This is a genomic window from Chloroflexota bacterium (assembly GCA_016235055.1).
Lineage (GTDB): Bacteria > Chloroflexota > Anaerolineae > JACRMK01 > JACRMK01 > JACRMK01.
Genome location: JACRMK010000012.1, coordinates 1 through 18,667 on the forward strand (window position 1 = coordinate 1; position 18,667 = coordinate 18,667).

The following is an 18,667-nucleotide window of genomic DNA, read 5'->3' on the forward strand; positions in this document are numbered from 1 at the left end:
ATTCTTAGGGGAGGTGCGCGGCGGCTGCGCCGCCGCGCACCTCCCCGTTAGCTTTTCCCCTTCTCCCCCGCGCGCGCGGGGGAGAAGGGGCAGGGGATGAGGGGGCATATTGGCAGCCGACTCCAAAATGAGAATTGCTGCGCTCTCGGTTGACCACTGGACATTGATGTGATAATATAGCTATTATTATAGCCATCTGGAGGCAACCATGTCGAAGCAATACTCCATCGCCAATGCGCGACAGAACCTCGCCGCGCTCGTGCACGAGGTCGAGCACAAGTCACCGATCGAATTGACGCGGCACGGTGAAACCGTGGCCGTGCTCGTCTCCGTGGCCGAGTACCGTCGCCTGCACGCCGGCCGGAGCAGCTTCTGGAAAGCGTACGGCACCTTCTGCCAGGCCGTTGACCTGACGCAACTCCAGATTGATCCGGACATACTGGCAGGGCTGCGCGATCAGTCGCCGGGCCGCGAGGTGCACTGGTGACGCTCAAGTACCTGCTGGATACCGGCATCATCTCTGAGCCGTTGCGCCCGACGCCGAATCCGTCCATTCTCAAGAAGCTCCAACGCCATGAAGACGAAATGGCGATCGCGACGGTCGTCTGGCACAAGCTATGGTTTGGCTGTTTCCGCCTGCCACCATCGGCCAAGCGCAAGGCGATCGAAGCCTATCTGACACAGGTCGTGGCACCTTCGCTGCCGATCCTGCCGTATGACGAGGCCGCAGCCATCTGGCATGCGGGCGAACGCGCGCGCCTGTCGCGCGCAGGCAACACGCCGCCATTTGCCGACGGGCAGATCATCGCCATCGCAAAAGCCAACGACCTGCGTCTCGTCACGCTTAATCTCGCCGACTACGCGACGTTTCACGACGTGAAAATCGAGGATTGGCGATAGATAGCTGCTGCCATGCCCCCGGGTTCGCCGACCTTAAGCAGTCGCGCTCGTTCTCGATGCCCCGGTTCGTGCCTTTCGCGGCCTTTCGCGTCATTCGCGTTCCAAACGCCCCCTACGGCGTCCACAGCGTTCCATCCGGCCAGCGGCTCTGTGTCCACTCAATCGGTGCGACGGTGATCGGATACTTCGCAGCCTTGCGCTCATCAATGTCGAGACCGAATCCCGGCTGCTCATTGGCCCACAAGTAGCCACCGCGCAATTCCGGCATGCCCGGAAAGACCTCGCGCAAGGCGTCGCCGAAGTAGATCACCTCCTGGATGCCGAAGTTGTGGCACGCCAGGTCGAGGTGCAGGTTCGCCGCGTGGCCGACCGGCGAGCAGTCGCCCGGCCCGTGCCAGGCGGTGCGCACGCCGAACGACTCGCACAGCGCGGCGAGTTTGCGCGCGGGCGTCAAACCGCCGATCGCCGACAGGTGCGCACGGATGAAGTCGATCAACTGCTCCGCGATCAACGGCTTCCACTCGGCCGCATTGACGTGCAGTTCGCCCATCGCGATCGGCGTGGCTGTCTGCTCGCGCAGGCGCCGGAACCACTCGATCTGGTCGGGCGCGAACGGGTCTTCGAGGAAGAACAGCCTGAACGGCTCCAGCGCCTTCGCCATGCGGATCGCGTCGATCGGCGCAAGCCGCTCGTGGATATCATGCAAGAGGAACAGGTCGTCGCCAACTTTGCTGCGCACATGCTCGAACAGCGGTGGGATCGAGCGCGCGTACTGGTCGGGGTCGTAGTACACGCCGGGGAAGTCGCTGTCGAGCCGGTCCAGGCCCTTGCCGCGGTGCGTCGCCTGCGGCGCTTTGCGCGACGGCCGCGCGTTGTGCTTTCGGATGTCCTGCGCGCGCCCGCCGTAGCCGCCCATCTGGCAGCGCACCGCCCGCGCGCCTTCCGCGCGGTACTTGAGCACGTTGTCCAGCACCTCCTGCTTGTCGCGCCCGTCGGCGTGGCGGTAGACCATCGCCGCCTCGCGGCACTTGCCGCCCAGCAGGTCGTACACCGGCATCCCGGCGACCTTGCCCTTGATGTCCCACAGCGCCATGTCAACGCCGGCGACGGCGTTATTCAGCACCGGCCCGTTGCGCCAGTACGAGTTGACCATCATCAGGTGCCAGAGGTCGTCGATGTTGCGCGGGTCGCGGCCACGCAGCAGCGGAGCGAGATACTCCTCCACCGCGCGCGCCACCAACGTCGGCCGTTGGGTGAACGTGGCGCAGCCGAGGCCGTACAGCCCGGGCTGGTCGGTCTCCACTTTGACGATGACCAGCGCAATGCCGTCCGGCGCGGTCAGGATGGTGCGAACTTTCGTGATTTTCATGGTCTCAGCTTGGGCTTGGGCGTTCAACTAGCGCGGTTTGCGAAATGATCCGATATGGTGACACAGGGCTGCGCGACGCATGTAGGTAGGGACAGGCCTTTGGCCCGTCCGGCGGGCAGGTCAAAGACCTGCCCCTACGCGGCGAACCGCTTGGCGTGCCCGCTGTTTCTGCAAAACACTCTAAACGCCCGTACAGTCCATGCACGGGTTCTCGCCGAGCAGGCGGCTCTTGCGCATCAGCGCGCAGGTCTTGCTCGCGCTGGCGCGCCCCGGCTACGCGTGCGTCCAGCCAAGCATGCGCTCGGCCTTGCGGCTGTCGTAGAAACTGTTGCGGCCGCTCAGGTCGCCTCGCACCGGCACCTGCGGGTGGAACTCGCGCGCCAGTTCCAGCGACGGCACATCGACGCATGTGTCGCGCGCGGTAATGAAAAACGCCTCGTGCCCGCGATAGTCGGCCTGCAGCGCGAGCAGGCACGCCTTCGCCGCCGCCTCGACCAGCGTGTACGCCCAGACCTGCTTGACCTGCTGCGGGTCACGCGCTTTCGCGGTTTTGGCCGTCGCCATATCCGGGATGACCCAGTGGAAGCGCATGCTGGAGATCGTCATCTCCTCGTACCGCCGCGCGAACGAGTCGCCCTGCGCCTCGCAGATCCACTTCGAGAGGCTGTACGGGTCTTCATTATATGTCGGGTGCGCCTCATCGAGCGGGAAGTAGTCAAAGGTGGACTTGCGGCTGTACGACAGGCCGAGCGCGTTGACGCTCGATGCCTGGCAGACGCGCCGGATGCCGTGATCGACCGCCGCGCGCAGCGCATTGTAGCTGCCAACCACGTTGTTGTTGTGCACGATATGATCTGGATGGCCGAACGGCTGGATGATCGCGCCCAGGTGCGCCACCGCGTCGCAGCCGACGAACGCGCGCGACAGCGCATCGTAGTCGGTCATGTCGGCCTGGATAAACGGCACGCCGGCTTGTAATGCGCCAGGCGCAGGCGCCACGCGATCGATGCTGACCGCTTCGTGGCCCTGAACCAATGCCACCTGAATGATGGTGCGGCCGATCAGTCCGGTGCCGCCGGTGACTGCGATACGCATAGAATCGTCTCCTGTGAGTGCGCGAAGCGCGGATAGTTGCCACCAAGGATACTCGATAATGCGCTGCCTTCGCAAAGTCGCACCTATGAGCCGTACCGTGAGCCTGTCGAAGGGTACTGCACCGTTTGACAGCCGGCAGCGGCGCGGCAGATCAATCCGGCCTCGCTGGCTGCCCGTGCCAACTCGGCTACGCGTACGACGTGGCGAATCGCCTCAAGACGCAGGCGGAGACGGTGTACGCTTTTGCCTGCGCTGGCGCTGGTGATAGACTGAAGCAGATCGTCAACGTTAGCAACGCCTCGACGTACACGCTCGACCTGAATCCTTTGGCAGGCTCAGGACACGGTGCTGGGCTGACGCGGCGCTAAGACCCGTTCAGCAATGCGCTGGCGAGCAGCCCGATGCGCCCGGGCTCGGCGTCGACTTCGATGAAGCGCTGGCGCACATGCGGGCTTATCGTTTCTGGGAAGCGCCGCACTGGCAGTGGACCGACGGTTCTGTTCAAAATTGGTAGGGTGGAGATTCCTATGTCGCAGTATGACAAGCAGATCGTTTTCGCCAGCGGCTATGCAACCGCTGCCGAGCCCGGCATCCGCGCATACGCGTTTGATACGGCTCAAGGCACCTTGAGCGCACGCGGCGCATTCAGCGGCATCATCAACCCGTCGTACATTATCCCGCACCCGAACGGACGCTGGCTATACGCGACCAGCGAAACGAGCGCCACCGCCGACGGCATGCCCGGCTCGGTCTGGGCGCTGCGTACCGAGCGCGACGCGGCAGGCAACGTCACGTTCTCCGTGCTCAACCGCCAACCGTGCGGCGGCGAGGTGACCTGCCATGCCATCTTTGATGCCACGCACCGCTGGCTGATCGTCTCGAACTACGGCACCGGCTCGGCCGCCGTGCTGCCGGTGCAGGCCGACGGCTCGCTCGGCGCGATGAGCGCGCACGTGCAGCACAGCGGGCACGGCCCCAACGCGTCGCGCCAGGCAGGCCCGCACGCCCACTCGGCCATTGTGTCGCCCGACAATCGCTTCGTCATCGTCGCCGACCTCGGCATCGACCGATTGATGATCTACCGGTTCGACGCGGACAGCGGATCGCTCGCGTCGCACGGCGAGATGGCGGCGCGCTCCGGGGCGGGACCGCGCCACATGGCGTTCCACCCTGGCGGCCGCGTGCTCTACGTCGCGAACGAACTGGGCAGCACGCTCGGCGTGTACACCTACGATCCCGCAGACGGGACGCTGAAGGAGATACAGAATCTCGACACATTGCCCGCGAACGCGCCGGAGAACATCGTGGCGCACGTCGCCATCAACGGCCAGCGGGTGGTCGTTTCCAATCGCGGCCATAACAGCCTCGCCGTGTTCGAGATGAGCGCCGATGGCCTGCTGAACCGCGCAGCCATCGCAGACTGCGGCGGCAACTGGCCGCGCAACTTCGCGTTCGCACCGGGCGGGCAGTTCGTGCTGGTCGCCAACCAGTATAGCGGCGAGATCTGCGTGCTGCCGGTCAGCAACGGCCCGCCGGTGATCGGCGAGCCGGTCGCGCGCGAGTCGTTCCCGCAGGTGTCGTGCGTGCAGTTCACGCCGAGCACTGTTCCAACCAGATAGAGCATCTCGATAGAAAGCAATACAGCCGCTGTGGATCATCGGATCCACAGCGGCTGTTGTTTTTATGCCGGACGGCGCGCTTACGCGTCGCGCAGGTCCAGCCACGCCATCTCAACCTCGCTCAGCTTCTGCGCGCAGGCGGCCAGGTTGACCTGCAGTTCTGCGCCGCTCTGATGTCCGATCAGCGCGAATATCTGCAGTGGATGGTTCAACACATAGGCCAGCGCCACCTGCGGGATCGACAGCCCGCGCTTCGTTGCCAGTTCCTGTACGCGATCGAGCCGGCGGAAGTTGTCCTCGACGCCGTACGAACGCACCGCCAGGCGGTCGTTCTCACCCGCAAATGAAGCCAGGTTGTCGCGGCGGAAGCGGCCGGAGAAGAAGCCGCCCGCCATGCTCGACCAGACGAACAGTGGCAGTCCCGCGCGCGTGTACCAGTCGCGCGCGGCCTGCTCGGCCGGGCCGCTGATCGTGATGCAGTCAGCCCACGGCGGCTCGACCTGCGCCGCAAGGCTGAAGTGCGGGCTGCCGGCCGCGAACCCCTTCAAGCCGTGCGACTGCGCGTATGCATTGGCCTCGGCGATGCGCGCGGTCGACCAGTTCGACGCGCCGAACGCGCGCACGCGCCCGGCCGACTGGTGCTCGTTCAACTTCTCGACGATCGGCCCGACCGGCACGGCCGGGTTGTCGCGATGCAGCAGGTACAGATCGATCGTATCGATCTTGAGCCGCGCCAGCGAATCGTACAGGTCGGAATCGATGTCGTGCGGCGTTACGCGCTTGCGGTCCGCGTTGTGGTGCGCGCCCTTCGTGATGATGAACACCTTCTTGCGCTGCCCGCGCGTCGCCAGCCAGCGCCCGACCTGCCGCTCCACCGCGCCATCGCGATACTGGTGCGCCATATCGAACGCATTGCAGCCCAGCGCATAGACCTCATCCAGCAGATCCGGTATGCGCGCTTCGGCGGCGGTGTCTGCTACGGAAAGCCCCTGCACGATCCGCGACACTGGGCCATCGTACCACGGCACGCGACCGTAAAGCATGCTCATTGCCTTTGCCTCCGAGCGATAGTAGCGTCAGATTGCGAATTGACGCTGGCCGGGCATCCCGTCCGGTGCCGCAAAGCACGGACAACCAATGCCGGTTTGCGCCTGCTATGCTATGGCGGATGGCGGCTACTGTCAAGCACGAAATATTCCTCGTGCGCGAGTCCATGTTTTGCGTTGGGCCTCACTATGGCGGCCTTCAGACCGAGCAGACAGCACACCCGCACGCCTCGATCGTGAGGCGGCGGGTATCTGACCCGACGGAGTGCGTACGCCGCATCCAAGTTGCGGCCGGTCGCTGGACCGCCAGCCTGGACAGGTCAGAGACCTGCCTCTACGTCATGGGCTGCATGGCCGTGTGCCGTGCGCTCCGGCCGAATGGGCCGAATGTCCTCCTTGCATCCTCTCGCCGGCTTCACTATAATCGCGACTGAAACCGCGCCATGCAGGCGTAGAGAAGATCCACTGCCAAGACCTCGCAGGTTTCTAGAACCTGCGAGGTCTGGAGATTCCATGACCAAAATCGCATTCATCGGCGCCGGCTCGACGGTGTTCGCCAAGAACCTGCTCGGCGACATCCTCTCCTTCCCGGAACTGTCCGGCGCGCAGATCGCGTTGATGGACATCGACCCGGAACGCCTGCGCACCTCGGAGATCGTGGCGCTTAAAGTCGCGGCGGCCACCGGCGCGCACCCGCAGGTGACGGCGACCGCCGACCGGCGCGCCGCCCTCGATGGCGCCGACTACGTGATCAGTATGTTCCAGGTCGCGGGCTACAAACCGGGCACGGTCATCGACTTCGATGTGCCGAAACGCTACGGCCTGCGCCAGACCATCGCCGACACGCTCGGCATCGGCGGCATCATGCGCGGCCTGCGCACCATCCCGGTGATGCTCGACCTCTGCCGCGATATGGAGGCGCTCTGCCCCGACGCCTGGTTCCTGCAGTATGTCAACCCGATGGCGATGAACTGCTGGGCAATCGCGCGCGCCTCGCGCATCAAGACCGTCGGCCTCTGCCACTCGGTGCAGGGCACGGCGATGCAACTGGCGCAGGATATCGGCGTGCCGTACGACGAGCTCGACTATCTCTGCGCCGGGATCAATCACATGGCGTTCTACCTGCGCTTCGCCCGCCGCGACGGTGAAGACCTCACGCCGTGTATCCGTCAAGTCATCGCCGACGGTCGCGTGCCCGACTGGAACCGGGTGCGCTACGAGCTCTTCCAGCGCTTCGGCCACTTCGTCACCGAGTCATCGGAGCACGTCGCGGAGTACGTGCCGTGGTTCATCAAGCGCGACCGGCCCGAGCTGATCGAGCAGTTCAATATCCCGCTCGACGAGTATATCCAACGCTGCGAGGTTCAGATCGCGGCGTGGCACGCCATGCGCGAGTACCTGGAAGGCGACGGCGACGTGGTGGTCGAGCGCAGCCACGAGTACGGCTCGCTGATTGTCCACAGCATGGAAACCGGCGCACCGCGCACCGTATATGGCAACGTAATGAACCGCCAGAGCGGGCCGGACGGCGACCGCCTGCTGATCGACAACCTGCCGCGCGACTGCTGCGTGGAGGTGCCGTGCCACGTCGGCGCGGCCGGACTGGTGCCGCAGTCGGTTGGCGCGCTGCCGCCGCAGTTGGCCGCGCTGATGCAGACCAACATCAACGTGCAGGCGCTGACTGTCGAGGCGGCGCTGACCGGCAAACGCGAGCACGTCTACCACGCGGCGATGCTTGACCCGCACACCGCCGCCGAACTATCGCTCGACCAGATTGCCGCGCTCGTCGACGATCTGCTGGCCGCGCACGGCGACTGGATTCCCCAATTGGTTTGAGACAATCTCCAACACACAGCCACAAAGTCACCAGGAAAACCGCTTTGAGTTCTTTGTGCCTTGGTGTCTTTGTGTTGAACACTTTCGATCTGGGAGGATGCGCATGAAACTATCCGGCAAAGTCGCCATCGTCACCGGCGGCGGCAAAGGCATTGGTCGCGCGACATGCCTCGCGCTAGCGCAGGAAGGCGCGGCGGTCGCCGTGAACTACTCGCGCTCGCAGGAAGATGCCGACGCCGTCGTGGCGGCGATTACGTCGGCGGGCAGGCAGGCGATCGCCGTGCGCGCCGACGTGCGTATCGATGCTGAGGCGCAGGCACTGGTCGCGGAGACGGTGGCGCGCTTCGGACGGCTCGACATCCTCGTCAACAACGCCGGGTGGACCCGCCGCACGCCGCACCACCAGCTTGAGTTGCTGAGCGACGAACTGCTCGACCGCACGTTGGATACAAACGTCAAGGGGCCGCTCTACTGCATCCGTGCCGCCGTGCCGCACATGCAGGCGGCCGGCAGCGGCTGCGTCGTCAACATCACGTCAGTCGCCGGCATCATGGGCCAGGGCAGCTCGATCATCTACTGCGGCTCCAAGGCCGCGCTGATGGCGATGACCAAGTCGCTGGCGCGCGCCTTCGCGCCGACGATCCGCTTCAACGCCGTGGCGCCCGGCTTCGTGGATACCGGCTTCGTCTACCCGTCCGGCGGCGACGCAGCCGCCAACGCAATGAAGCGCACCCACATCGGCCGCATCGTCACGCCGGAGGATTGCGCCGGCGCGGTGCTCTTCTTCTGCACCGACGGCGCTGGACTGACCGGCGAAGAGATCGTCGTCGACGGCGGCATCGTCAAGCTGGGCGCGCGGGTTTCGTAGGGGCGCATCGTGATGCGCCCGAACCATCATCGGAGGTTCCCATGACCATCAAGGTCGGTGTCATCGGCGCGGGCTTCATCGGCCCCGCGCACGTCGAAGCCGTGCGGCGAATGGGCGACGTCGAGGTGATCGCGCTCGCCGCGTCGAACGACGCGCACGCGCAGGCGCGCGCCAAAGCGCTGCACATCCCGCGCGCCTACGGCTCGTGGCGCGATCTGGTCGCCGACAAAGACGTGCAGGTGGTGCACAATACGGCGCCAAACGTTCTGCATTTCGAGATCAACAAGGCGATCATCGCCGAGCGCAAGCACCTGCTGGCCGAGAAGCCGCTCGGCATCAGCGCGCATGAAACGCGCACGATGCTGCGCGCCGTGCGCGCCGCGCGCCTCGTGCACGGCGTCTGCTTCAACTACCGCATGTACCCGATGACGCAGGAGATGCGCGCGCGCATCGCCGCCGGCGCGGCCGGGTCGCCGCGCCTGATCCACGGCCGCTACATGCAGGACTGGCTGATGTACGACGCCGACTACAACTGGCGCGTGGACGCCGCGCGCAACGGCCCGTCGCAGGCGATCGGCGACATTGGCTCGCACTGGTGCGACCTGGCGCAGTTCGTGACCGGCTTGCGCATCACGGCCGTCTGCGCCGACCTGCACGCCTTCGTCACCGCGCGCAAACGACCCGTCGGCGAGGTTGAGACGTTCGCGGGCAGCAGCACAGGCGAGACGGAGTGGATGGCTGTCACCGGCGAGGACTACGGCGCGCTGCTGCTTGAGTTCGAGAACGGCGCGCGCGGTACGTGTCTCATCTCGCAGATCAGCGGCGGCCACAAGAACGACCTAGTGGTTGAAGTCAACGGCGCGGCGGCCAGCCTGCGCTGGGCGCAGGAAGACCCCGAGAACTTGTGGATCGGCATGCGCGACACGCCGAGCGCGATTCTGCCCAAGCAGCCCAACATGCTCACGGCGGTCGCGCGCTCGTTCGCCGGCTATCCCGGCGGTCACGTCGAGGGCTACCCGGACGGCTTCAAGAACCTGATCGCGCGCTTCTATTCATTCATCCGCGACGGACGCGACCCGGCGCACGATCCGACCGACTTTCCGACCTTCGATGACGGCCATCGCGCCGCACTGGTCGTGGACGCCATCCTACAGAGCGCAAAGACGCGCGCCTGGGTGAGCGTGCCCGAACAGTAGGGGCGAAGCATTCGCGCAAGTGCGCCCGCGTCGAGGCGCGCGCCGCCGGCGCGAATGCTTCGCCCTTCCTGAAGAGTATCAATGTACGGGGGGTGATTCGGTTTCTCGCCAATGGCTATCCGGCAGACGCGAGAGCTTCATGACGAGGCGCAGCGCCTCGTTGACGGCGTCCGAATCCTTAAACGCTTCGGCCACATCGGGCGCCAGTAACACGATATTCGTGCCAGCGGCATACCGTTCCGCGTAGGGGTTGGGGCGCGCCTGCTTGAGGAGCGCGCGCAGGTCATACTCGGCGCGCAGGTCATCTGTCAGAGAATCGCTATCAGGCTGTTTCATAGGCTTCTCGTTCCGCGCCAGTCACTGTGCGCGCGCTGATGATTCGTACTGTGTCATCATGATCCACAAATGCGACGATGAGCAGGCGATGCAGTGAGGACATTCCGATCAGCAGGAACCTGTCTTCGGTTTGCGAGTGGTCGGGATCATTAACCAGATGCGCCAAAGGATCGCCAAAAACGGATGCACCTTCCAGAAACGTAACGCCATGTTTGCGCTCGTTGACGGCAGCCTTCTGAGGATCCCACTCAAACTGCATGGTAGTATTGTAAGTGCAATGAGGAAGCCGTCAAACTTGGAACGCGGTTGGAGCACATCGCGTGAATAACCCACCCACCCACCGCACCGTCACGTTCCTGTTCACCGACATTGAGGGCAGCACGCGACTGACGCCGCAATATTCTGCAAAGTGGCTGATTAGCGAACCACTAGCCATGCGAGCGCCGCTGCCAAGCCAAACACCATCGGCACGACCACCCGCAGCCGGTTGGCAATTGGCTCCGAATTGCCAAATTCCGCCGCCAGGTGGTAACGCGCCGCTTCGCGTTGCATGTTGGCAGCCCGCTTCTTCCCAATTTCCAGCGCCATAATCTCTTGACCGTCCATGTGAAGCTCCTTTCGCCCTAAGTGGTTTACCGGCCGTCAGAATCGGCGTATAATGCCCTCAAGCTCACCATCGATCGACAGCATCATTAAATCACGTTTGTCTACCCAGCATAAGTACTTTTGTGATAGCGATCGTGATATAAAAAGTGATAGATCACCCCACGCCCCCCTCGTTCGGCTTTGTGGGGGCGAAGCATTCGCACACGAGCGCCCATGTTGTGGCGCACGCTTCCCGCGCGAATGCTTCGCCCCTACTAGCGAACCATCAGCACCGCAAGCGCGGCCGCCAACCCCAGCGCCATAGGGACAACGAACCGCAGCCGGTTGACGATCGGCTCTGAGCAACCGAACGAGGTCGCCAACTGGCTCTGCGCCGCATCGCGCTGAAAGCAAGCAGCCTTGTCCTTCGTCAATTCCCACACCACAAACTCTTGACCGTCCATGTGTAGCTCCTTTCGCCCTAAGTGGTTTACCGGCCGTCAGAATCGGCGTATAATGCCCCCAAGCTCACCACCGATCGACAGCATCATTAAATCACGTTTGTCTACCCAACATAAGTACTTTTGTGATAGCGACCGTGATATAAGAAGTGATAGATCATCCAACACCCCCCTCGTTCGGCGAATGGCTGAAGTCCCGGCGCAGACACCTGGATCTGACCCAGGCTGAACTGGCCAAGCAGGTCGGCTGCGCGCGTGTCACCATCCACAAGCTCGAAAGTGACGACATGCGCCCCTCCAAGCAGTTGGCCGACCTACTGGCAAACGCTTTGCAAATCCCCGCCACGGAACGCGAGGCGTTTCTGGCGGCCGCGCGCGGCACGCAATGGCTCGAACCGCCTCGCGTCCCCGTTCCAACCGCCGGGCCAACCCACACCAATCTGCCGACTCAGTTGACCTCGTTCATTGGGCGCGAGTCCGAAATCGCCGAGGTGCGCCGCTTGCTCGGCGGCACACGTCTGCTGACCCTGATGGGCGCGGGTGGCGTCGGCAAGACGCGCCTCGCCCTACAAGTCGCCGCCGATGAACTCGCAACGTATCCCGACGGCGTCTGGCTGGCCGAATTGGCGCCGCTGGCTGACCCGGCACTGATCGCTAACACGATCGCCTCATCCGCAGGCGTGCGCGAGGAGCCGAACCGCCCGATGCTCGACACGCTGGGCGACTACTTCCGTGCAAAGACCGCACTTGTCGTGTTGGATAACTGCGAACACCTCATCGCTGACGCCGCACAAGTCTGCGACTCGCTCCTGCACACAGCACCACGGCTCAAGATTATTGCCACCAGCCGCGAGGCGCTCGGCATCGGTGGCGAACACGCCTACCGCGTGCCATCGCTCGGCCTGCCTACAGATTCGATGACGCTCGATGCGCTCTCGCATGTTGCATCGGTACAGTTATTCACCGAGCGCGCCCGTGCCGCGCGCGGCGACTTCGCGCTGACCACCGCCAATGCACCCGTCGTCGCACAGATCTGCCGCCGCCTCGATGGTATCCCACTGGCTCTCGAACTCGCAGCCGCGCGCGTGCGCAATATGACAGTGGAACAGATCGCGGCACGACTGGATGACCGCTTCCGTCTGCTGACCGGCGGCAGCCGTACCGCCCTGCCGCGCCAGCAGACGTTGCGCGCCATGATCGATTGGAGCTACCGGTTGCTCAGCGAGCCGGAGAAGACACTGCTCCGTCGTCTGTCGGTGTTCGCCGGCGGCTGGACGTTGGAAGCAGCGGAGGCGGTCTGTGTGGATCCCGCAGGGGCGAAGCATTCGGGTTCATCTCCGAATGCTTCGCCATTACTCGGAACCGACATCCTCGACCTGCTTTCGCACCTCGTCGATCGTTCGCTGGTCACGCTGGACGAGACAGGCGACGAACCCCGTTACCGCATGCTGGAAACGATTCGGCAGTTTGCGCGCGAAGAACTGAATCGATCGGACGAAGTGAGGCGCGTTCGAGACGCACATCTGAAACACTTTCTAGGCTTTGCTAGGCGAGCTGAACATGAACTGGAATCGGGCGGACAAGTCGTTTGGCTGCAACGATGCTCCGATGAGCTTGATAACATTCGAGTAGCGATCGAATGGGCCACTGGCAAAGGTGATATTGACAGCGCACTGAAAATACTCAATGACATGGGGCTTTCTTTCTGGCAGATAGGCAACAGAGTTAATGAATGGCTGTCGGTCATGTACCGGGTGCTGGGAAACTCGTCCGCTACCATATCCGCGAGCCGTGCCATAGCATACGGGACCATCGCAATGATGGAATATGGGCCACGGAATCTCGATGCAGGGGATAACGCGGGGCGCGAAGGGCTACGATTAGCCGAGATCTGCAATGACCCGGGAGCCCGTGCGTGGGTTCAACTGAATTGGGGACGCGTACTATACGGAAAGGGACACTACGCGCAGGCACAATCCGTCCTTGAAGAAAGCATGGCGCAACTTCAGATGCAAGGGCGCGCGTATTGGGTGGCCGCGGCCAAATCGGTGCTCGCGGCTATCGCGACCGGCCAGTCAGAGCATCTGCGCGCCGAGGCATTGCGTCGCGAGGTATTGGAAATCGTCAAACCGTTCGGTGTAACCATTCTTGGCGCAAATGCACTTGGCCAGCTAGGGCGCGACGCAGTACGCAGGGATGACTACAAGGCTGCTGCTTCGCTTCTGAAACAAGGCCTCACTCAGCAAATTGCACTGGGACAAACCATCTTCCTAAATGCATGCATATCGGACATTGGAGGGCTAGCTTTGGCGCGCGGAGACTGCGCCAATGCAGCCAGAATAAAAGGCGCATGCACGGCATGGCGGATGGCGAACTCTCTTGTTCTAAACGTGTTCTCTCAATCTCGCGACGACCAGGATCTCACATCGCTAAAGGAACGCATGGGTCCCGCTGCTCTTTCCGCCGTATGGGATGAAGGGCTCGCGCTGACTCTGGCACAGGCCATTGCGCTGGCGTGGGAGGTTTTGGGCGCATAGGTAGGGGCGAAGCATTCGCGTAAGTGGCGCAGTGCAGAGCCGTGGATTCCCGCGCGAATGCTTCGCCCCCGCTTCCCGCCTCGCCCGTCCTGCGGTATGATGAATGCCAAAGGACAGCCCTGACTCCATGCTCACAACCATCCTGACGGAAGCACAAGCACAACTGCTGCGCGACGAAAAAGCCGCGCTGGCCGATCTGCGCGCATCACTCGCCGGCCTCGACGTGCCGCGCGAATCGCTCGACACGCTCCAGCAGGCGATCCTGCAGCTTGACGAGCTGTTCCTAATCGTCGTCGTCGGCGAGTTCAACGCCGGCAAATCCGCGCTCGTCAACGCCCTGCTCGGCGAAAAGGTGCTGGAAGAGGGCGTCACGCCAACCACCTCGCGCGTGACACTCGTCAAGTGGGGCGCGGAGCCGAAAGAGACGATCCTCGACGAGGGCTTCGCGACGTTCACGCACCCGCACCCGCTGCTGCGCGAGCTGAACATCGTGGACACGCCCGGCACCAACGCCGTCATCCGCCAGCACGAGCGGCTGACCAGTGACTTTGTGCCGCGCAGCGACCTGGTGTTGTTCGTGACCTCCGCCGACCGGCCGCTGACGGAAAGCGAGCGCCAGTTCCTCGTGCAGATCCGCGACTGGGGCAAGAAGGTCGTCATCGCCCTGAACAAGTCCGACATCCTGGAGGACGATACCCAACGCGCGCAGGTGCGCGACTTCGTGTTGCAGCACGCCAGCACGGTGCTCGGCGCGACGCCGGAGTTCTTCCCGGTCTCCGCGAAAATGGCGCAGCGCGCCGACAGCGAGGACAGCAAGTCCGAGAGCACCCGCCTGCGCGCCACCAGCGGGCTCGACGTGCTCGTTGGCTACATCACGCAGACGCTCGACGACACGGCCCGCCTGCGGCTCAAGTTCGCCAACCCGCTTGGCGTCGCCGAGCAGATCGTGTCCCAGGCGAGCGCGGTGGCTTCCGCCGAGGCCGACGCGCTGCAGGAGGACCGCGCCACGTCCGACGCGATCGACAGCGTCATCACAGCCTACGAGCGCGAACTGCACGCCGAGCTAGGCCCGCGCTTGGCCGAGGTGGAGACGATCGTGCAGCGGCTGAAGGCGCGCGGGCTCGACTTCTTCGACAGCACGATCCGCCTGACGCGCATCTTCGACCTGGCGCGCGGCGACGCCGTGCGCGCCGAATTCGAGAAGCAGGTGCTGGCCGACGTGCCCGCGCAGATCGACGATCGGGTCCGCCGCCTAATCGACTGGCTCGTGGAGAAAGACCTGCGCCAGTGGCAGCAGATCATGACCTACCTCCAGCGGCGGCAGGCGCGCTACACCGAGCACATCGTCGGCGAGGGCGTCGCTCCGCTGGACGTGCGCCGCCGGTCGCTGATCGACACGGTCGGCCACAGCGCCAGCACGATCGTGGACACCTACGACCGCAACCAGGAGGCGAGCGAACTCGCAGCGCACGTCGAAGCGGCGGTCACACAAACCGCCCTGCTCGAAGCCGGCGCGGTCGGCTTGAGCGCTGTGCTGGTAGCATGGCTCGGCGTAACCGCCGCCGACCTGACCGGGTTCCTGGCAGCCGGCACGATGGCGCTCATCGGCTTCTTCGTCATCCCGTACAAGCGCAGGCAGGCCAAGGAGAAGTTCACCGTCAAGATCGACGACCTGCGCGCGCGCCTGCTGGGCGCGCTCGAGACGCAGTTCACGCACGAGAGCGAGAACGCCGTCACCCGCATGAAGGACGGCGTCGCGCCGTACACACGCTTCGTGCGCGCCGAGCGCGAGCGGGCCGACAAGACGCTCGACGCCCTCGGCGGCGTGCAGCGCGTGATCGAAGCGCTGAAGGCGCGCGTCCAGCAGATGTAGGCGGGCGCTGCACGCGACGTGACAACCCTCCTCTTCTACAAGCCATACGGCGTCGTATCCACATTCGCCGATGACGAACCGGACGCGGGACGCCGCACGCTCCGGGATTATGTAGACGTGCCCGGCCTGTCCGAAGCCGGACGGCTCGACCACGACAGCGAAGGCCTGCTGGTATTGACCGACGATGGCGACCTCGCGCACCGACTGACACACCCGCAGTTCGCGCATCCCAAGACGTACTGCGCGCAGGTCGAGGGCATCGCCACCGATACCGCGCTGGAGCCGATGCGACACGGCATCGTCATCGGGGGGCGCCACACGCTGCCCGCCGTGGTCAGCATCATCCCGCCGCCGCAGTTGCCGCCGCGCAGCAAACCGGTGCGGTCCGATAGCCCGACCACGTGGCTGCAGATCGAGCTTCGCGAGGGCAAGAAGCGCCAGATTCGGCACATGACCGCCGCCGTTGGCTTCCCCACCCTGCGGCTGGTGCGCGTCGCGATCGGGCCGCTGGCGCTGGGCGACATGCAGCCCGGCCAGTGGCGCGCGTTAAGTGACGCCGAACTGAACTCGCTGCAGCAGAGCCTATCCGTGCGGCCCGCCGGACGACGGGCCACACACAGCCGCGCCACCCCGCGCGGCCACACCACCCAGGGAGCCAGCGCATGGACTTCACGACCGTCACGCCGCCCGCCGCGGCGGGCATGAACCCGGAGCGCATCGCCGAATTGCAGCAGCGCGCAAGCGCGCAGGTGCGCGACGGCCGCGCGCTCGGCATGCAGGTCGTCGTCGCGCGCCACGGGCAGGTCGTGGTCGACGCCGCGCTCGGCGCGGCGCGCCGCAACCCGCCCGCGCCGGTCACGGCCGAAACGCTTTTCTACTCGTGGTCGGTCGCCAAGCCGATCACCGCGATGGCTGTGCACCTGTTGATTGAGCGCGGAACGCTGTCACTGGACACGCCGATCGCTGAGGTCTGGCCGGCGTTCGCGCAGGAAGGCAAAGAGGCCGCGACGGTCGGCCACGCGCTATCGCATCGCGCCGGCGTTCCGCTGACGCCCCCCTCGCTCGCCTGGCACCAGTACGCAAGCTGGACGGCGTCGGTGGACGCGATTGCCGCGTCGCATCTGTCATTCCAGCCCGGCAGCGCCGTGCAGTATCACTCGCTCACCTTCGGTTGGGTCCTCGGCGAAATCGTGCGCCGCGTCGATGGCCGCCCGATCGAAACGTTTGCGCGTGAGGAGTTCTTCATACCGCTCGGCATGCTTCACAGCACCCTGAAACTGCCCGAGTCGCTGCTGACCCAGACGGCCGAACTGGCCGCCAGCGCCGACTTCCCCGACGGCATGCAGGCGATTCAGGCGTGGAACCTGCCGCTGATGCGCCAGGCCGTCATCCCGGCGGCCGGTCTGCACTCCACCGCCCGCGACCTGGCACGCTTCTACCAGATGCTGCTGAACGACGGCGAACTGGAGGGGCGGTGCGTGCTCGCCCCGGAGAGCATCGCCCGGGCGCGGAAGCCGTCGACCCTGCCGGGCGAGCGGGAACAAGACACGAATGAGCTGTCGCATCGCGCGTTCGGCTTTTCGCTGGGCGGGCATGCGCAGTCGTTGTGGGGCGGCGAGGCCAGCGGCCCGACGACGTTCGGCCACAACGGCTGGGCGACCAACGCCTCGTTCGCCGATCCGGAGCGCGGGCTGGTCTGCATCATCCTGAACAACCTGATGCTGGACGACGAGGCCAATAACCGGCGACTGCGCGCATTGACCGATCTGGTTTTCGCCGCTTGCGAGTAGCCGCTCGCGTGGGGGAGCGAAATGAATGAGGCGCATCAGTGGATGCGCCTCGTGCCGTTTCACGTCGTCAGCGTGACTTTCTGGATGCCGCGCGGACGGTCGGGGTCGTAGCCGCGCGCGAACGTCAGATGATACGCCAGTAATTGCCCGGCGATGATCGCCACGATCGGCGATAGCCACTCCGGGATGCCCGCCGGCACCGGGATCGGCGCAGCCGCCAGCGCCAGCGACTCGGCGCGGTCGGAGATGACCACCGGCTGTGCACCGCGCCGCCACAGTTCAACCAGCAGATCGTCCATCTCGGCGGCGACCTGCCCACTCATATTGATCACCACGACCGGAAAGCCGTGCTCGATCAGCGCGATCGGCCCGTGCAGGAAATCGGCTGCCGAGTACGGCTCAGCCGCGAGCAGCGCCAGTTCCTTGGACTTGATCGCCGTCTCGTGCGCCGTCGCGTAGTTATAGCCGCGCCCAATCACCACACAGTGATCGGCATGCGCCAGATGCCGCGCAGCGCGCACCGCCGCGTTGTCGGGGCCGGCCAGCGCCGCCAGTGCCTGCGCCGCCCACTCCGGCACGCGCTCCAGTTCCGCCAGTCGCGCCTCATCGCCCGACAGCGCCGGCGAGAGCATCGCCACCGCCAGCAGTTGCGCCGTGAACGTCTTGGTCGCAGCGATGCTGCGCTCCTCGCCCGCATGCAGCGCCAGCACGTCGTCGGCAATCGCGGCCAGCGGCGAATCCGGCACATTGGTCAGCGTCAGCGTCCTGCAGCCTTGCCGCTTGCCTTCTGCCAGCACGGCCAGCAGGTCGGGCGACGCGCCCGACTGCGAAATGCCGATCACCAGCGCCCCATCCATGCGCGGCGGCGAATGGTAGCGCGTAAAGAGTGACGGCGTCGACAGCACCGCCGACAGCCGGTTGTGCGCGCCCAGCACATACTGCGCGTAGCGCGCGGCGTTGTCGGACGTGCCGCGCGCGGCGATCACCGCGTAGCGCGGATCGTAGGCGCGCACCCGCGCCGCAATCTCGCGCACATGCGCGCGCTCGGCCGCCAGCAGGCGACGCAGCACGCCAGGTTGTTCGTGGATTTCAGCCAGCAGTTGGGACATGCACTCAACCTCAAGCACGCTTGCCACAGAGACACGACAGTTTGTCA

19 protein-coding genes are annotated in these 18,667 nt (G+C 64.8%); 11 read left to right on the forward strand and 8 right to left on the reverse strand.

The genetic code is table 11. From position 1 onward, the window contains the following. Nucleotides 1-208: 208 nt before the first annotated feature. Together HZB53_03080 and HZB53_03085 are read left to right on the forward strand one after the other, a co-directional pair. A complete protein-coding gene (locus HZB53_03080; GenBank protein ID MBI5876608.1) occupies nt 209-487 on the forward strand; it encodes a type II toxin-antitoxin system Phd/YefM family antitoxin in 279 nt (92 codons plus the stop codon). Continuing rightward, nucleotides 484-900, forward strand: coding sequence for a type II toxin-antitoxin system VapC family toxin (locus HZB53_03085; GenBank protein MBI5876609.1), 417 nt, complete (start codon nt 484-486; stop codon nt 898-900). The genes HZB53_03080 and HZB53_03085 overlap by 4 nt, the downstream gene beginning before the upstream one ends. A 112-nt stretch (nt 901-1,012) precedes the next feature. Here the strand turns inward: HZB53_03085 and HZB53_03090 are convergent, their stop codons facing one another. Next, nucleotides 1,013-2,269, reverse strand: a complete 1,257-nt coding sequence (locus HZB53_03090) for a starvation-sensing protein RspA (GenBank protein MBI5876610.1) — start codon at nt 2,267-2,269, stop codon at nt 1,013-1,015. A gap of 273 nt (nt 2,270-2,542) precedes the next feature. Next, nucleotides 2,543-3,364, reverse strand: coding sequence for an NAD(P)-dependent oxidoreductase (locus HZB53_03095; GenBank protein MBI5876611.1), 822 nt, complete (start codon nt 3,362-3,364; stop codon nt 2,543-2,545). A 125-nt stretch (nt 3,365-3,489) separates the two neighbouring features. Here HZB53_03095 and HZB53_03100 point away from each other — a divergent pair, with 125 nt between their 5' ends. Both HZB53_03100 and HZB53_03105 read left to right on the forward strand, forming a co-directional pair. Then, the gene (locus HZB53_03100) at nt 3,490-3,732 is read left to right on the forward strand and encodes a hypothetical protein (protein MBI5876612.1); all 243 of its coding nucleotides are present in this window, start codon (nt 3,490-3,492) and stop codon (nt 3,730-3,732) included. Between the two features lie 159 nt (nt 3,733-3,891). Continuing rightward, nucleotides 3,892-4,983, forward strand: a complete 1,092-nt coding sequence (locus HZB53_03105) for a lactonase family protein (GenBank protein ID MBI5876613.1) — start codon at nt 3,892-3,894, stop codon at nt 4,981-4,983. 80 nt (nt 4,984-5,063) lie between these two features. Here the strand turns inward: HZB53_03105 and HZB53_03110 are convergent, their stop codons facing one another. After that, nucleotides 5,064-6,026: an aldo/keto reductase gene (locus HZB53_03110; GenBank protein MBI5876614.1), complete on the reverse strand. Its 963-nt coding sequence runs from the start codon at nt 6,024-6,026 to the stop codon at nt 5,064-5,066. 516 nt (nt 6,027-6,542) lie between these two features. Between HZB53_03110 and HZB53_03115 the strand changes: the two genes are divergently transcribed. The 3 genes from HZB53_03115 (at nt 6,543) to HZB53_03125 (ending at nt 9,929) form a co-directional block, all read left to right on the forward strand. After that, entirely contained in the window at nt 6,543-7,865 is a 1,323-nt protein-coding gene (locus HZB53_03115) for an alpha-glucosidase/alpha-galactosidase (protein ID MBI5876615.1), read from the forward strand. A 103-nt stretch (nt 7,866-7,968) separates the two neighbouring features. Next, nucleotides 7,969-8,733 carry a glucose 1-dehydrogenase gene (locus HZB53_03120; GenBank protein MBI5876616.1) on the forward strand — a complete coding sequence of 255 codons (765 nt, stop codon included), beginning with the start codon at nt 7,969-7,971 and terminating at the stop codon, nt 8,731-8,733. Between the two features lie 41 nt (nt 8,734-8,774). Next, on the forward strand, nt 8,775-9,929 hold the full coding sequence (locus HZB53_03125; GenBank protein MBI5876617.1) for a Gfo/Idh/MocA family oxidoreductase: 1,155 nt from the start codon (nt 8,775-8,777) through the stop codon (nt 9,927-9,929). A 78-nt stretch (nt 9,930-10,007) separates the two neighbouring features. Here HZB53_03125 and HZB53_03130 read toward each other — a convergent pair whose 3' ends face one another. The 4 genes from HZB53_03130 to HZB53_03145 all read right to left on the reverse strand — a co-directional run bounded on the left by HZB53_03130 (nt 10,008) and on the right by HZB53_03145 (nt 11,314). After that, a complete protein-coding gene (locus tag HZB53_03130; GenBank protein MBI5876618.1) occupies nt 10,008-10,265 on the reverse strand; it encodes a hypothetical protein in 258 nt (85 codons plus the stop codon). After that, on the reverse strand, nt 10,252-10,524 hold the full coding sequence (locus HZB53_03135) for a BrnT family toxin (protein MBI5876619.1): 273 nt from the start codon (nt 10,522-10,524) through the stop codon (nt 10,252-10,254). The genes HZB53_03130 and HZB53_03135 overlap by 14 nt, the downstream gene beginning before the upstream one ends. A gap of 158 nt (nt 10,525-10,682) precedes the next feature. After that, on the reverse strand, nt 10,683-10,871 hold the full coding sequence (locus tag HZB53_03140; GenBank protein ID MBI5876620.1) for a hypothetical protein: 189 nt from the start codon (nt 10,869-10,871) through the stop codon (nt 10,683-10,685). A gap of 254 nt (nt 10,872-11,125) precedes the next feature. Further along, nucleotides 11,126-11,314: a hypothetical protein gene (locus HZB53_03145; GenBank protein ID MBI5876621.1), complete on the reverse strand. Its 189-nt coding sequence runs from the start codon at nt 11,312-11,314 to the stop codon at nt 11,126-11,128. A 146-nt stretch (nt 11,315-11,460) separates the two neighbouring features. Here HZB53_03145 and HZB53_03150 point away from each other — a divergent pair, with 146 nt between their 5' ends. From HZB53_03150 to HZB53_03165, 4 genes are all read left to right on the forward strand, one after another. Beyond that, nucleotides 11,461-13,848 carry an XRE family transcriptional regulator gene (locus HZB53_03150; protein ID MBI5876622.1) on the forward strand — a complete coding sequence of 796 codons (2,388 nt, stop codon included), beginning with the start codon at nt 11,461-11,463 and terminating at the stop codon, nt 13,846-13,848. 127 nt (nt 13,849-13,975) lie between these two features. Beyond that, nucleotides 13,976-15,721: a dynamin family protein gene (locus HZB53_03155; protein MBI5876623.1), complete on the forward strand. Its 1,746-nt coding sequence runs from the start codon at nt 13,976-13,978 to the stop codon at nt 15,719-15,721. Between the two features lie 18 nt (nt 15,722-15,739). Continuing rightward, nucleotides 15,740-16,426 carry a pseudouridine synthase gene (locus HZB53_03160; protein MBI5876624.1) on the forward strand — a complete coding sequence of 229 codons (687 nt, stop codon included), beginning with the start codon at nt 15,740-15,742 and terminating at the stop codon, nt 16,424-16,426. Continuing rightward, nucleotides 16,384-17,511 (forward strand): beta-lactamase family protein, encoded by a 1,128-nt coding sequence (locus HZB53_03165; GenBank protein ID MBI5876625.1) that lies wholly within the window; start codon nt 16,384-16,386, stop codon nt 17,509-17,511. Before HZB53_03160 ends, HZB53_03165 begins: the two co-directional genes overlap by 43 nt. 59 nt (nt 17,512-17,570) lie before the next feature. Here the strand turns inward: HZB53_03165 and HZB53_03170 are convergent, their stop codons facing one another. Further along, a complete protein-coding gene (locus HZB53_03170; protein MBI5876626.1) occupies nt 17,571-18,620 on the reverse strand; it encodes an SIS domain-containing protein in 1,050 nt (349 codons plus the stop codon). Between the last annotated feature and the right edge of the window lie 47 nt (nt 18,621-18,667).

What these genes read in the sequence shown, in the direction of transcription:
- HZB53_03080 (MBI5876608.1), top strand. Translation starts at nt 209, where the DNA reads ATGTCGAAGCAATACTCCATCGCCAATGCGCGACAGAACCTCGCCGCG.
- HZB53_03090 (MBI5876610.1), bottom strand. Translation starts at nt 2,269, where the DNA reads ATGAAAATCACGAAAGTTCGCACCATCCTGACCGCGCCGGACGGCATT.
- HZB53_03095 (MBI5876611.1), bottom strand. Translation starts at nt 3,364, where the DNA reads ATGCGTATCGCAGTCACCGGCGGCACCGGACTGATCGGCCGCACCATC.
- HZB53_03105 (MBI5876613.1), top strand. Translation starts at nt 3,892, where the DNA reads ATGTCGCAGTATGACAAGCAGATCGTTTTCGCCAGCGGCTATGCAACC.
- HZB53_03110 (MBI5876614.1), bottom strand. Translation starts at nt 6,026, where the DNA reads ATGCTTTACGGTCGCGTGCCGTGGTACGATGGCCCAGTGTCGCGGATC.
- HZB53_03115 (MBI5876615.1), top strand. Translation starts at nt 6,543, where the DNA reads ATGACCAAAATCGCATTCATCGGCGCCGGCTCGACGGTGTTCGCCAAG.
- HZB53_03120 (MBI5876616.1), top strand. Translation starts at nt 7,969, where the DNA reads ATGAAACTATCCGGCAAAGTCGCCATCGTCACCGGCGGCGGCAAAGGC.
- HZB53_03125 (MBI5876617.1), top strand. Translation starts at nt 8,775, where the DNA reads ATGACCATCAAGGTCGGTGTCATCGGCGCGGGCTTCATCGGCCCCGCG.
- HZB53_03130 (MBI5876618.1), bottom strand. Translation starts at nt 10,265, where the DNA reads ATGAAACAGCCTGATAGCGATTCTCTGACAGATGACCTGCGCGCCGAG.
- HZB53_03135 (MBI5876619.1), bottom strand. Translation starts at nt 10,524, where the DNA reads ATGCAGTTTGAGTGGGATCCTCAGAAGGCTGCCGTCAACGAGCGCAAA.
- HZB53_03140 (MBI5876620.1), bottom strand. Translation starts at nt 10,871, where the DNA reads ATGGACGGTCAAGAGATTATGGCGCTGGAAATTGGGAAGAAGCGGGCT.
- HZB53_03145 (MBI5876621.1), bottom strand. Translation starts at nt 11,314, where the DNA reads ATGGACGGTCAAGAGTTTGTGGTGTGGGAATTGACGAAGGACAAGGCT.
- HZB53_03155 (MBI5876623.1), top strand. Translation starts at nt 13,976, where the DNA reads ATGCTCACAACCATCCTGACGGAAGCACAAGCACAACTGCTGCGCGAC.
- HZB53_03165 (MBI5876625.1), top strand. Translation starts at nt 16,384, where the DNA reads ATGGACTTCACGACCGTCACGCCGCCCGCCGCGGCGGGCATGAACCCG.
- HZB53_03170 (MBI5876626.1), bottom strand. Translation starts at nt 18,620, where the DNA reads ATGTCCCAACTGCTGGCTGAAATCCACGAACAACCTGGCGTGCTGCGT.